Origin of the sequence: Granulicella sp. 5B5 (assembly GCF_014083945.1) — a bacterium.
In the GTDB taxonomy this organism is placed as follows: domain Bacteria; phylum Acidobacteriota; class Terriglobia; order Terriglobales; family Acidobacteriaceae; genus Granulicella.
Genome location: NZ_CP046444.1, coordinates 2,123,898 through 2,137,070, shown reverse-complemented (window position 1 = coordinate 2,137,070; position 13,173 = coordinate 2,123,898). Strand labels below are relative to the sequence as shown.

The following is a 13,173-nucleotide window of genomic DNA, read 5'->3' as shown; positions in this document are numbered from 1 at the left end:
CATGAATAAAGGGTTAGGCTCGTAACCATGTTGCTGGTTACCTGGTTCGGTACGCGTGAGTTTTGAAAGAGCGCTGAGACGACAAAACCCGGCCTGGGCCGGGTTGTTCCTACTCTTCTATTGTACGTGGTGTGTCAAGAGGCGGTCGCTGTTTGCTACTTGTGCTTCTTCTTTTTGTCCTTCTTTTTCTTGCGGCCTTGTTCGAAGGTTGCTGTAGCTTCTGCTTGAAGCGCAGTGACTTGCGCGGCCACGTAGGTATCAGGCTCCAATTCGACGGTTGGACCTGAAAGCGTGAGGCCTTCCGGAGGCGCGCTCATCTGCATGACGGGCTTACCGCGTTTGGTGACGATGATGGTAAGGTTTCTGTTCGCGTACACCTCGTCCATGAGCTGAAGACAGGTGGCTTTGAATAGGCCTGCGGCGACGATGCGGAACTCACGTCCAGGCTGAGCGATCGGCTTCATGACCATATTCTATGACCATGGTCATGAAGAGGCGATGTGATGGTCTTTATGGTTGGTGATCGTGCGGGCCGAGTAGCATCTGGAGGCCGACGTAGGCGACCCAGCTCGGTTGAGAGTTCTGTGTAGTGATGGTCTGGAAACTGCGCCCGCCCATGAGGAGCAGCACAAGTGTCTTGCGGCGGTTGAGGGTCTGTCGGCCGCCCAGACCGAGCGTGGTTTCGCGTTGCTTGGGCTGGCCATCGAGGCGCGTGGCATCCTGATCGTCGTGTAGCTCGAGGTAGGCCTCGGTGGAGTCGCTGAACTCATGGCCGACGAGGAGGCCGCGACTCCAGCCCTGCTGCAGGTTGCGGTTGCCGAAGTTGTAGCCGACTTCGGCGTCCATGCGCAACGGGCCGAGGCGGCTGTTGACTTCAATGGGCAGGAAGAAGTTTGGGCCGGGATCGACGACTCCGCGTGCGACGCTGTGGGTGGGATTATTGAGAGAGAGTTGCGGGTAGGTGCCGAGGCTGAAGTCGACGCGAGGTTCTTCTCCGCCTGCGGGGGCTCGTTCTTCCGAGGGATGACCGAAGACTTTGCTCAAGCCGGTTCCGAAGCGGTTATGGAGATAGGGGTCGTGGGGATGGTGCTCGTAGAAGCGCCATTTGACGCCGAGGAGGCTTTCGCCGAGGCCGGTGGCGATGGAGTTGGGCGGTGCGATGGTGGCGGGGGTGGGCGTGGAGGTGCGGGTTTCGGCGATGGCGATGGGGAGCTCGTACTTGAGCTGGATGCGGTCGCCGAGGCCGTAGTTGAGGTCGAAGTCGGGGACCTGGTAGGCGCCCTGGCCGGGGTTGCGGTCGCCGATGAAGCCGTAGTTGATCTCCCAGTGCTGGTTGCCGGGGGTTTCGGGGTCGTCGGTGAGGAAGGGCGGGCCGCCTTGCGCGTGGGCGAGACGTGGGAGGATGGCGAGAATGACGAGCAGGAGCCAGCGGGTGCGTCGCCAATGCGACGGATTCTTGAAACTGAGACTGGCGGATTCAATCTGCATGAAGGTTGTTGTGGGCCTTGTGTGCTGCTGCCAGTCGTTGAGTGATTCGCCGACGTGATGGATGAGGTCGTTTCTCCGGACCAGAAAGAGTTTCAGATATTGCCCCGTACAGGACGATGTCCTGAAAGTGATGCGGAAGAGCCTACTGAGAGATTAACGTTTCGTGTGTGAATATGAACGCGAAATGGCGTGCCTTCCAAATGACAATTTGGTCAGGACCAATGATGCCGCTCGCGAGTCCGGCAATGGATTGCTGATTAAGAGTGTTCATCCCACCCATGATGGTGGAGCTGTCATGGGTGGGGCATCCGAGCGGATGGGGATGTTCGAGCAAAAAGCAAACGCAGATTCCCTGCGGGAATGACAAACAGAAGGAGTGTTGGCGGGGTTAGGCAAGCCCCATCGAGTGTTCTTGCACCAACTTTTGGGCGCGGGTTAGGAAGTCGGTGAGGGTTACGCTGCCTTCGTCGCCTTTGGCGCGGACGCGGACGGAGACTGAGTCGGTGGCGGCTTCCTTGTCGCCCATGATGAGGATGAAGGGGAGTTTCTGGAGGCCGAAGTCGCGGATTTTGGCGTTCATCTTCTGGTTGCTGAGGTCGAGTTCTACGCGGAGGCCTGCCGCTTCTAGGCGCTTCTTTACTGTCTCGGCGTAGTCGTGGTGCTTTTCGCTGATGGGGACGAGGCCTACCTGCACGGGGGCGAGCCAGAAGGGGAAGGCTCCGGCGTAGTGCTCGATGAGGACGCCGAAGAAGCGTTCGACGGAACCGAATAGGGCGCGGTGCACCATCATGGGGCGGTGCGGTGCGCCGTCTTCGCCGATGTACTCAAGCTGGAAGCGCTCGGGGAGGTTCCAGTCGAACTGCACGGTGCTGAGCTGCCAGAGGCGGCCGAGGACGTCGACGAGTTTGATGTCGATCTTGGGGCCGTAGAAGGCGGCTTCGCCGGGGATGGTTTTGTAGGGGATGTTTTTGCGGTCGAGCACGCGGGTGAGCGAACCGACGGCGCGCTCCCACTGCTCGGCACCGCCGATGAACTTGGGGTCCTTGGGGTCCCAGGTGGAGAGCTCGATCTTGAATTCGGAGAAGCCGAAGGTCTTGAGGACGGACTCTGCGAAGTCGATGCAGTCGGCGATCTCGGACTCGATCTGGTCGGGGGTGCAGAAGATGTGGGCGTCGTCCTGGGTGAAGCCGCGCACGCGCAGGAGGCCGTGCATGGTGCCGGAGCGCTCGTAACGGTAGACGTTACCAAGCTCGGCATAGCGCTGTGGGAGGTCGCGGTAGCTGCGTGGCGAGTTTTTGTAGATGAGGATGTGGCCCGGGCAGTTCATGGGCTTGATGCGGTACTCGGCGTCGTCGAGCTCCATGGGCGGGTACATGTTTTCGGCGTAGTTCTCTTCGTGGCCGCTGATCTTCCAGAGCTCGCGGCGCATGAGATGTGGCGTGAAGACCATGCTGTAGCCGCGGCGGATGCATTCCTCGCGCATCCAGTCTTCCATGGTCTTGCGGATGAGGCCGCCCTTGGGATGCCAGAAGATGAGGCCCGCGCCTGCGACCTCCTGGATGGAGAAGAGGTCGAGCTGCTTGCCGAGGACGCGGTGGTCGCGGGCCTTGATCTCTTCGAGGTGCTTGAAGTGCGCCTCCAGATCTTTAGCATTGAAGAAGGCGGTGCCGTAGATGCGCTGGAGCTGCTGGTTCTTCTCGTCGCCTAACCAGTAGGCGCCGGCGATGGACATGACCTTGAAGGCCTTGACGCGGCCGGTGCTGGGGACGTGGGGGCCTCGGCAGAAGTCAGTGAATGCGCCGTTTTTGTAGAGCGAGATCTCGTCGCCAGGCTTGGTGAAGCGCTCGATGAAGTGGAGCTTCATGAACTCGCCGGCTTTGGTGTAGTCGGCGATGGCGCTGTCGCGCGGTTCTTCGATGCGCTGGAACTTTTCGTCGCGGGCGACGACTTCGGCCATGCGGGCTTCGATGGCGGCGAGGTCGGACTCGGTGAAGGGGGTTTCGCGGTAGACGTCGTAGAAGAAGCCGTTGTCGGTGGCAGGGCCGTGGCCGAGCTTGGTTTCGGGGAAGAGCTCGAGGATGGCGGTGGCCATGACGTGCGCGGCGGAGTGGCGGACGACCTTGAGCGCGGCGGGGTCGGTTTCCTTGAGGAGCTCGAGGGTGACGTCTTCGGTGAGCGGCGTGGTGAGGTCGACGATGCGGGGTTCGCTCGTCGTGACAACCGAGTACATGGCCTCTTCGGAGGCTTCGAGGGCGGCTTCGTTCTCGGTGGCGGCGGTGGGCGTGAGAGGCGCGATGCGCGCGACGACGACTGCCGCCGCCAGGCGCGGGGAGATGCTGTTGGCGATGTCGAGGGGCGATGTGCCGGCGACGACTTCTCGGATGGAGCCGTCGGGGAGTTGGACTTTGATCTGGTTGCTCACCTTATAAGGATAGAGCATGGGGCGAGAGGCGCGGTGGTTTGCCTGAGCGAGCAAAATTACAGGGGTCTCTCCGCTGCGGCCTTCGGTCTCCGGTCGAGATGACAGGTGTTTGGGTGGGTTGAAGTGAAAGCAAACGTCGGGGCTGAAGCCCGCATTCTCGTAGCGGTGCTATGAGACCCGACCCTGAAGGGTCGGGGTACCTGAGTTGTGGCGGGTCGGGTGGCTGGTGGCGGCGGGAGCAAACTGCAGGTCTCTCCGCTGCGCCAAACGGTAAAGCTGTTTGGCTTCGGTCGGGATGACAAGGTGTGGGTGGGTTGAAGAGAGCAAACTTTGGGGCTGAAGCCCCATTCTTCCTCTGGCCTATGAGACCCGAGGCTGAAGCCTCGGGGTACCTGAGTTGTGGCGGATGGATGATGGGGTTGGGGGAGGGGACGGCAGTGTCTAGCTTCGATACAATGACGGAGGCCCTGGTTGTGCTGCTGGTTGCGGCGCGGGGCGGGAGATTTTGCGGCCGATGACCTGGTTCAAACGCGACGATAACGAGATCATTCCTCCAGACGACCATGAGGTGCGGACCGAGGGCTTGTGGATCAAGTGTGAGGGCTGCCGGAAGACGGTGTGGAAGGCCGATATCGAGGCGAACCTGCAGGTTTGCCCGAACTGCGGGCACCACTTCAAGTTCAATGCCCGGCAGCGGGTTGAGCTGCTGCTGGAGCCGGGATATGAGCTGGTGGATATGGACCTGGTGTCGACCGATCCGCTGGAGTTCTGTGACCTGAAGCCCTACAAAGAGCAACTAAAGGCGGCGCAGAAGAAGACCGGGCTGAATGACGCGATCATCAATGCGGTGGGACGGATTGATGATGTGGATGTGGTGCTGTCGGTGATGGAGTATGGGTTTATCGGCGGGAGCATGGGCGCGGTGGTGGGTGAGACGATTGCCCGGGCCGTGGACCGATCGCTGGCGACACGTAATCCGCTGATTATCGTTTCGGCGAGCGGCGGGGCTCGAATGATGGAGGGGATTGCGAGCCTGATGCAGTTGGCAAAGGTGTCGGCTGGGCTGGCGCGGATGGATGACGAGAAGATTCCGTACATCAGCATTATGACCGACCCGACGTTTGGGGGTGTGACGGCGAGCTTTTCGATGCTGGGCGACCTGAACATCGCTGAACCGGGCGCGCTGATTGGGTTTGCCGGGCCGAGAGTGATCGAGCAGACGATCCGGCAGAAGCTGCCGGAGGGCTTTCAGCGGAGCGAGTTCCTGCTGGAACATGGGTTCCTTGATGCGGTGGTGCCGCGCAAGGAGATGAAGGCGTATTTAGCCGAGACGCTGCGCTGGATGACGGGGAAGGTCAGCCAGGCATCTTAGAGATGTGGGGGGGCGACCAGCGTGCATGAAGTGAATCCATCGCGGACGGCGTTGCGGGTGGCGCTGCGGAGGGCGGCGCACCAGGTGCATGATGCGCATCCGCGGGTGTTTGACGATCCGCTCGCGGTGCGGATCCTGGGTGATGAGCACATTCTTGAGGTGCATAAGACCCCGGATAGTGAGAAGCGGCCGTACTCGGCGGCGCTGCGGTCGTTTATGGTGGCGCGGGCGCGGCTGGCGGAGGACACGCTGGCGGCCGGGGTCCGCGACCGTGGGGTGAAGCAGTACATTGTGCTGGGAGCGGGGCTGGATACGTTTGCGTATCGAAACCCTTACCCGGGGGTACAGGTGTTTGAGGTGGACCATCCGGCGACGCAGGCGTGGAAGCTGGAGATGCTGAAGGGTGCGGGGATTGCGGTGCCGGAGACGGCGGTGCATGTGCCGGTGAACTTTGAGGTCGACAGCTTGCGGGCGAAGCTGCAGGGCGCGGGGTTTCTGTTTGGGGAGCCGACGGTGACGGCGTGGCTGGGCGTAGTGCCGTATCTGACGCGGGAGGCGTTTGATGCGACGATGCGGGTGCTGGCGCGGTGCGCGGCGGGGAGCGAGGTGGTGTTCGACTACTCGCAGCCGAGGGAGGCGCTGCCGCATGTGGAGCAGTTGATGCTGGACTCGCTGGGTGCGCGAGTGGCGCTGGCGGGTGAGCCGTTTCAACTGTTCTTTACGCCGGCGCAACTGGCTGAAGAGATGGAGTGGCTGGCGATGCGGGTGGTGGAGGACTTCGATAGCGCGAAGCTGACCGAGAGGTACTTCAAAGGACGGCAGGATGGACTGGGGCTGCGGGGGCAGGCGGCGCATATCTGTGTGGCTGAGGTGCGCGAGTAGCCAAGCTAACCTCAGGGGCTGAAGCCCCGTTTTCTGAGTGACAATGTATGGCACGGCTGAAGCCGTGCCCCTTCGAGAGACATCTAGAAGTGGGAAGCAGGTTCCTCGCTGCGCTCGGAATGACAGAAAGAAAAGCAAGAACAACAGCAACGACGACGAAACGGCAGCGAGTAAGAGGGTAAGGACAGGCATGACGTACGAGCAGGCGATGGAGCGGTTGGCAGCGCTGGGGCCGGAGATGCGCACGGTGCGCGTGGGTGGGCAGACGGTGGCGCGGAAGTTTTCGCTGGACCACATCAAGGAGTTGTTGCGGGAGCTGGGCGATCCGCAGACGACGTTCAAGAGTGTGTTGATTGCGGGGACGAATGGGAAGGGCTCGACGGCGGCGACGCTGGCCGCGATTGCGAATGCGGCGGGGGTGAAGGCGGGCTATATACGTCTCCGCATTTGGAGAGGGTGAATGAGCGCGTGCGTGCGTCTGAAGACGGTGCGCTGCGCGAGATTGACGATGCGGCGTTTGGAGCCGTATTTGCGCGGGTGGATGCTGCTGCCGAGGCACTGGTGGAGCGTGGAGTGTTGCCGCATGTGCCGAGCTACTTTGAGTACATGACGGCGGTGGCGTTCTGCTGGTTTGCGCAGATGGATGTGGAGCTGGCGGTGTTGGAGGTGGGACTGGGCGGCCGGCTGGATGCGACGAACTCAGTTGAGCCGGTGGTGAGTGTGATTACCGATGTCGGCATGGACCACATGGAGTACCTGGGGCATACGCTGCGCGAGATTGCGATGGAGAAGGCGGGGATTCTGCGCGAGAACGGTGTGCTGGTGACGCTGAGCCAACATCCGGAGGCGAATGCGGCGATTGGCGAGATGGCCGTGCGGCTAAATGTGCGAGGGGTGGATGCGGTAAGGTGTCTCGCTGCGCGAGACGAGGGAGTAAGGAGTGGGGAGCAGGGAATAGAGAGACGGCTGGCGCGGAACCGGTACTCGCTTTCGGTTGAGGGGAAGGTGATTGAGGTGGATTCGCCGCTGGCGGGGCAGCACCAGCAGCGGAACATTGCGCTGGCGATTGCTGCGGCGTTGGAGCTGCGCGCGAACCATGGGGTTGCGATCTCGAATGAAGCGATTGAAGAGGGCGTGAAGGCTACGGTTTGGCCGGGGCGGCTGGAGTGGATCTTGCTGGAGGACAGTGCGCCGTTGCTGGTAGATGTGGCGCATAATCCTGCGGGGGCTTGGACGCTGCGCGCGGCGCTGGCGCAACTGCCGGAGGCGATGCCGCGGACGCTGATCTTCAGCTGCTTGAAGGACAAGCAACTGACGGAGCTGGCGCAGGTGCTGTTTCCGCTGTTCGATGCGACGTCGGGTGACACGGAGCGGGCGCGTGACCATGTGGTACTGGCGCCGATTGATACTCCGCGGGCGATGCCGCTGGAGGAATTGATGGCTGCGGCGAAGGCGATGGATGTGCCGGCGGTGGGTGCTGGCTCGTTGGCGGAAGCGCTTAAGGTGGCGCGGGCGGTGACTCCGAAGGATGGTGTGATTGTAGCGACGGGGTCGGTGTTTCTGGTGGGTGAGTTGAGGGGAGTGCTGCGGGAGAGTGGTTTGCTTGGGGATTGAGTCCATTTTGCCAGGGCGGATGGCGCGCGCTTCGCGCGCGAGAAGCAGGTTCCTCGCGTTGCTCGGAATGGAAGAAAGAAAAGCAAGAACAAAAGCAAAAGCCCTGGGCTTGACAGAAGGGACTTACGGGGCGCGATAGCATAAGAAGGATGCTCGGAGTCGACAAGATACTGAACCCAGAGGGTGGCGGGGCGCACAAGGTGGCGCAAGTTCCGCCGGTGCCGTTCGCGTTGCGCTGGCTGAACTACCTGGTGATTGTGCCACTGGTGGCGCTGGCGACTATATTCTTTGGGACGCTGAGTCTGGTTGCGGGGCTGTGGGACAAGAGTGGGCAGCAGCAGCACTGGATTGCGCGGCAGTGGGCGCGGGTGCTGCTGATGAGCGCGTTTACGAAGGTGGGGCTGGTGGGGCGCGAGCGGCTGAAAGAGGTGGGTGCGGCGGTGTATGCGTGCAACCACCTGAGCTACTACGACACGCCGGCGCTGTTTGCGAAGCTGCCGTTTCAGTTCAGGATTATTGCGAAGGCTCCGCTATTCAAGATCCCGTTTATTGGGTGGTACCTGACGCGGAGTGGACAGGTGTCGATTGACCAGAGCTCGGCGCGTGCAGGGATTGCGAGCCTGATGCGCGGGGTGAAGACGATTGAGCATGGGCTGCCGCTGGTGGTGTTTCCTGAGGGTGGGCGCGCGGCGGATGGGCAGTTGCAGGCGATGATGGCTGGGGCAGCGTTTATTGCGATCAAAGCGCAGGTGCCATTGGTGCCGCTGACGCTGGTGGGGACCTATGAGCTGCTGCCGATCCACGTGTATGCGCTGCGGCCGCGGCCGGTGAAGCTGATTGTGGGCGAGCCGATTTCGACTGCGGGGATGACGACAAAGGATGCCGAGGCGCTGACTGAGCGGATGAAGCAGGTGATCCATGCGACGTATGTGGCGGAGCATCGAGACTGATTGAGTCGCAGCTGGGTGGCGTCTGCGACTGTTTTGGTCGCGGTTTACGCAGGTTTATGGTGGGTGTACCTTTCTGTACTAAGACAACCCGAGCGGGGTGTCGAGGAGTCGAATTGGGAAGTGCATGAGGGTACGGCCAAGGAGGTTTTATGCAGGCGATCCATAACGGGCAGTGCGGGGTGTGCGGGCATTTTGGCGAGCGCCACAAGAGTGATGTGCTGGTGACGATCCTGTCGACGAAGAAGGCCGACGAGGGTTTTATCGATGAGTGCGGGCATCCGAAGCACGCGCCGCTGCACTTGAAGGTGACGGCGATCAGCGGGTGCGATGGGTTTGTGCCGGCGGCGCAGGCGTAACTGACTTGAGGAAGCAATGAGGGGCAGGCGAGATGCGATTGCGTCTCGCCTGTTTGCGTTAAGGCGGGCTTCGCTACAATCGCAGTTGTGATAGCGCATCTACGTGGACAGATTTTGTACAAGATACCCAGCTACGTGGTCATTGACTGCGGCGGGGTGGGGTATGAGCTGCTGATCTCGGTGGCGACGTATACCGAGCTGGGCGAGGTGGGCGCGGAGGCCCGGCTGCATGTGCATACGCATGTGCGCGAGGATGCGCTGCAGCTGTTCGGCTTCTATGAAGTGACAGAGAAGCGGCTGTTTGAGAAGCTGCTGACGATCAGCGGCATTGGGCCAAAGCTGGCGATTACGGTGTTGAGCGGCATCAATGCTGAGCGGTTAGTGGGAGCGATCCGTGCGGGCGATCATGCGACGCTGACGAAGATTCCTGGTATTGGAAAGAAGACCGCCGAACGCGTGGTGCTGGAGCTGAAGGACAAGCTGGATGATATGGCCGGGTTTGTGCCGGCGGGGGATGCACGGCCTTCGCTGGGTGCGGTGGCGGAGGATGTGCTGAGTGCCCTGGTGAACCTTGGGTATGCGAGGCCGGTGGCGCGGAAGGCGGTGGAGGCGGCGGTGAAGGACGCGAGTGTTGCCGGGGACTTCGAGCGGCTGTTCCGCGCGGCGATGAGTGCGGTTCGGTAAGGAGTGGGTTCCGCACTTCAACACGAATGATTATGAGGGGTGGTGGAGCTCGGTGTCGCTGCGGTCGTGGACGGGGCTGGTGTATGCGGTGGAGAGCGCTCGGCTGGCGGAGATGAAGGACCAGGCTTAGAGTTCATCGCCGCTGCGAACTGCAGGTCTCTCCGCTGCGCATCGCGATAGTGCCGCGATGCTCCGGTCGAGATGACAGGGTATTGGTGAATCAGAATAGTGAATAAATATAGGAGTATCTGGGCTAGGCGCGGCGGCGGTAGCGGATGGCGAACTCGTAGTGGGGGTTGGGTGGGAAGAGTTCGGCGATGAGGCGGAGGCGCGCGGCTAAGGCGACGGGGGTGAGCAAGGGGTAGTCGCGCTCGCGGAGGTCGGAGTAGTTGAAGTCCATGGCGAGGGAGAGCAGGTAGATCGCGATGGCGTCCGTGAAGGCAGCGTCGAGGTAGGCGTTGCGCTCTTTCTCGTCGATGGGTGCGCTGGCGTTGAGGCTGCGCGCGGGCTGCGCGAAGGCGCGGGTGCGGCGTGAGGGTAGAGTGGGCGGCTCGTCGGGCATCGCATTGGCGGGGCGGCCGAAGGCGAGGTTACGGGACTCGAAGGCGTCGAGGGAGGTTTCGCCGCGGGCGTTGTCGAGGGCCTGCTGCCAGGCGAGATCGGCGAAGGCCTGCGGGACACCGGCTTTGTCGACGAAGGCGTGGGCGACGTTGATGTAGAACTCGAAGCTGAGGGCGAAGCGGTCGTTGAGCAGGCGGGTGGAGATGAAGATGCCGTGGCGTCCGGAGCCGAGCTCGACGTTGCGGTGGCAGATGGCGGTGTCGTGGAGGTCGTCGGACCAGGTGGGGGCGACCATGACGGGCTTGCGCGAGGGGTCCTCGCGGAGCGCGGCGGGGACGAAGTAGTAGGTGTTGGCTTCGAGTGCGGCGACGATGGCTGCGGGGACGGCTTCGAGGATGCGGTCGAGGTCGGGCGCGTCGAGGCCAGTTTCGCCGAAGGTGGCGAAGCGGACGCCGTTGGGGGACTGGCGGACCTCGGTATCGTGTGCGACCTGGACGGCGCCGATGAGGGCGGGCTGCGCGTGGGTCTGGTGAAGATCGGCCATCTGACTATTCTAGCGTGTTGGAGGAGGCGTATTCTTTAGATATGGCGATGTTGACTGACGTTGAGCGGGCAAGACGAGATGGCGTGCTGTTTGGGATTCCGTTTGGAGACCTGGGCTGGGCGCAGTCGCTGCTGATGGGGACAGCGGCGGGATTTGTGGCGTTCTTTATGGCGACGTTCCTGGCGATCGTGGGGTTCATGATCGACATGAGCGTGACGGGGAAGACGCCGAACTTTGCGCTGACGTACCGGCTGATCGGGCTGCCTGTGGGGCTGATTGTGTGGGCGCTGGCGCTGGGGTTTCTGGGCGTGCAGTGGGCGAAGCGGATGGCCCGGAAGCGGGCCCGCGCGTAGCCCCTCCCCCCCGGTTTTGGGGCTAAGATCCGCAGCGGATTGGGGTTAGCGGTGGATGGGTTTATTGCACTGTCTGTAGGGCAGTCGCGTTTAGGTGCGTCTTTTGGGGTGGGGTTGTCGTATTGTTTCTTACATACTTCAACCTGTGGTGAGGAGAACCCCCTCCAATGTTCGATTCGAAAGTTGTGACGTGCCGCGTGAGCACGTTGATGGTTTGTGCCGCGCTGTTGAGCGCGGGTGCCGTGGCGCAGAAGAAGAAGGCCGAGCCGGTGGCCGAGGGCAAGCCAGTTCCCTCCTACTACGGGCCGCAGCCTGCGACCGAGACGCTGGATATGGCGATGTACCAGCGGATTCGTGAAGAGGGGCTGCAGCATGGCAAGGTGATGGACCTGGCCGGGGCGCTGGCGGACGATATCGGGCCGCGGCTGACGGGGTCGCCGAACCTGGACCGTGGGTATGACTGGGCGATTGCGACGCTGACGAAGATGGGGCTGCAGAACGCGCACAAGGAAGACTGGGGCGACTTTGGGTTTGGGTGGCAGCAGATCAACACGTGGGCGCGGATGATTACGCCGGAGCCAGAGCCGCTGTGGATGCAGGCGGCGCCGTGGTCTCCGGCGACGAATGGGCCGGTGACCGGGGACATTGTGTATGTTCCGCTGACGAGCGAGAGCGAGCTGGACAAGCTGCAGGGCACGCTGAAGGGGAAGATTGTGCTGCTGGGTGCGATGCGGCCGACGCCTGACATTACGGAGCCGTTGTTCCACCGCTATACGGATGAAGAGTTGAAGGAGATGGAAGGGCCGGCGGCTCCGCGCGCGCCGCGGGCGGGGTTCGACCCGGCGGCTCGTGCGCGGCTGGCCGCGCTGCGGGCGAAGGCGTTGAAGTTGTTTACGGATGAAGGCGTCGCTGCGATTATTACGCCGAGCCGCGATGGTGGCGATGGCGGCGGGACGGGCATCATCTTCGACGACAACGGAGCGAACCTGATACGCGGTGCGCAGGACCCGGACCATGCGGTGAAGATTCCGAATGCCGTGATGATGATTGAGCACTACAACCGGCTGGCGCGGCTGGCGATGCACCATGTGCCGGTGCAACTGGAGGTGAACATCGAGACGAAGTTCACGGGCGACCACGTGCATGCGTATGACGTGATTGCGGAGATCCCAGGCACGGACCCGAAGCTGAAGGACCAGGTGGTGATGGTGGGTGGCCACTTCGATAGCTGGATTGCGGGTACGGGCGCGACGGACAATGGCGCGGGCACAGTGGCCGCGATGGAGGCTGTTCGCATCCTGAAGGCGCTGGATGTGAAGCCGAAGCGGACGATCCGCATTGCCCTGTGGACAGGTGAAGAAGAGGGCCTGTGCGGCTCGCGCGGGTATGTCTTCCAGCACTTTGGCGCGGGCGAAGGCACGACGCTGCCGAAGTGCGGTGCGGGTGGCGGCGGTGGTTTTGGCGCACGCGCGGCGCTGCCTCCGATCAAGGTGACGAAGGAGTGGGAGACGCTGGATGCCTACTACAACCTGGACAACGGCACAGGTAAGGTGCGCGGCGTGTATACGCAGGGCAACTATGCGATTGGGCCGATCTTTGCGCAGTGGATCGCACCGTTGAAGGACCTGGGCGTGACCACCATCACGAACCGCAACACGGGCGGCACCGATCACCTGAGCTTCGACGCTGTAGGGCTGCCGGGGTTCCAGTACATACAGGACCCGATGGACTATGAGACCCGGAGTCACCATAGCGATATGGACACCTATGACCGCCTGCATGAGGCCGACCTGGAGCAGAGCGCGATTGTGGAGGCGATCTTCCTTTGGAACACGAGCCAGCGCGAAGAGATGATGCCGAGAAAGCCGTTTCCGCATCCGGAGAGTGAGCAGAAGCTGAATGAGGCGATCCCGGGGCTGTATCCGGATGCGAAGTGAGGCAGGGGAT

Annotated in this window: 14 protein-coding genes; 10 read left to right on the top strand and 4 right to left on the bottom strand. The window is 62.1% G+C overall.

All coding sequences use genetic code 11. The features are described 5' to 3' along the window. Positions 1-155: 155 nt before the first annotated feature. From GOB94_RS08940 to thrS, 3 genes are all read right to left on the bottom strand, one after another. Positions 156-464 (bottom strand): hypothetical protein, encoded by a 309-nt coding sequence (locus GOB94_RS08940; RefSeq protein WP_182275609.1) that lies wholly within the window; start codon positions 462-464, stop codon positions 156-158. Positions 465-510: 46 nt separating this feature from the next. Then, positions 511-1,488 (bottom strand): hypothetical protein, encoded by a 978-nt coding sequence (locus tag GOB94_RS08935; protein ID WP_182275608.1) that lies wholly within the window; start codon positions 1,486-1,488, stop codon positions 511-513. Positions 1,489-1,876: 388 nt separating this feature from the next. Further along, complete coding sequence (thrS, locus tag GOB94_RS08930) at positions 1,877-3,928, bottom strand: threonine--tRNA ligase (protein WP_182278542.1); 2,052 nt, start codon at positions 3,926-3,928, stop codon at positions 1,877-1,879. A 496-nt stretch (positions 3,929-4,424) separates the two neighbouring features. Here thrS and accD point away from each other — a divergent pair, with 496 nt between their 5' ends. The 8 genes from accD (at position 4,425) to GOB94_RS08895 (ending at position 9,898) form a co-directional block, all read left to right on the top strand. Continuing rightward, a complete protein-coding gene (accD, locus tag GOB94_RS08925) occupies positions 4,425-5,282 on the top strand; it encodes an acetyl-CoA carboxylase, carboxyltransferase subunit beta (protein ID WP_182275607.1) in 858 nt (285 codons plus the stop codon). A 21-nt stretch (positions 5,283-5,303) separates the two neighbouring features. Further along, the gene (locus GOB94_RS08920) at positions 5,304-6,164 is read left to right on the top strand and encodes a class I SAM-dependent methyltransferase (RefSeq protein ID WP_182275606.1); all 861 of its coding nucleotides are present in this window, start codon (positions 5,304-5,306) and stop codon (positions 6,162-6,164) included. 190 nt (positions 6,165-6,354) lie between these two features. Further along, positions 6,355-6,624 (top strand): hypothetical protein, encoded by a 270-nt coding sequence (locus GOB94_RS16870; RefSeq protein WP_255483769.1) that lies wholly within the window; start codon positions 6,355-6,357, stop codon positions 6,622-6,624. 8 nt (positions 6,625-6,632) lie between these two features. Beyond that, positions 6,633-7,778, top strand: coding sequence for a Mur ligase family protein (locus GOB94_RS08915; protein ID WP_255483768.1), 1,146 nt, complete (start codon positions 6,633-6,635; stop codon positions 7,776-7,778). 149 nt (positions 7,779-7,927) lie between these two features. Beyond that, positions 7,928-8,728 (top strand): lysophospholipid acyltransferase family protein, encoded by an 801-nt coding sequence (locus GOB94_RS08910; RefSeq protein ID WP_182275605.1) that lies wholly within the window; start codon positions 7,928-7,930, stop codon positions 8,726-8,728. Positions 8,729-8,877: 149 nt separating this feature from the next. Beyond that, entirely contained in the window at positions 8,878-9,084 is a 207-nt protein-coding gene (locus GOB94_RS08905) for a hypothetical protein (protein ID WP_182275604.1), read from the top strand. A gap of 114 nt (positions 9,085-9,198) precedes the next feature. Next, a complete protein-coding gene (gene ruvA / locus GOB94_RS08900; RefSeq protein WP_346265615.1) occupies positions 9,199-9,768 on the top strand; it encodes a Holliday junction branch migration protein RuvA in 570 nt (189 codons plus the stop codon). Continuing rightward, positions 9,755-9,898, top strand: a complete 144-nt coding sequence (locus tag GOB94_RS08895; protein WP_182275602.1) for a hypothetical protein — start codon at positions 9,755-9,757, stop codon at positions 9,896-9,898. Before ruvA ends, GOB94_RS08895 begins: the two co-directional genes overlap by 14 nt. A 123-nt stretch (positions 9,899-10,021) precedes the next feature. Here GOB94_RS08895 and GOB94_RS08890 read toward each other — a convergent pair whose 3' ends face one another. Then, complete coding sequence (locus GOB94_RS08890) at positions 10,022-10,873, bottom strand: hypothetical protein (protein WP_182275601.1); 852 nt, start codon at positions 10,871-10,873, stop codon at positions 10,022-10,024. Positions 10,874-10,914: 41 nt separating this feature from the next. Between GOB94_RS08890 and GOB94_RS08885 the strand changes: the two genes are divergently transcribed. Both GOB94_RS08885 and GOB94_RS08880 read left to right on the top strand, forming a co-directional pair. After that, complete coding sequence (locus GOB94_RS08885; protein WP_182275600.1) at positions 10,915-11,226, top strand: hypothetical protein; 312 nt, start codon at positions 10,915-10,917, stop codon at positions 11,224-11,226. A gap of 167 nt (positions 11,227-11,393) precedes the next feature. Next, complete coding sequence (locus GOB94_RS08880; RefSeq protein WP_255483767.1) at positions 11,394-13,163, top strand: M20/M25/M40 family metallo-hydrolase; 1,770 nt, start codon at positions 11,394-11,396, stop codon at positions 13,161-13,163. Positions 13,164-13,173 lie beyond the last annotated feature (10 nt).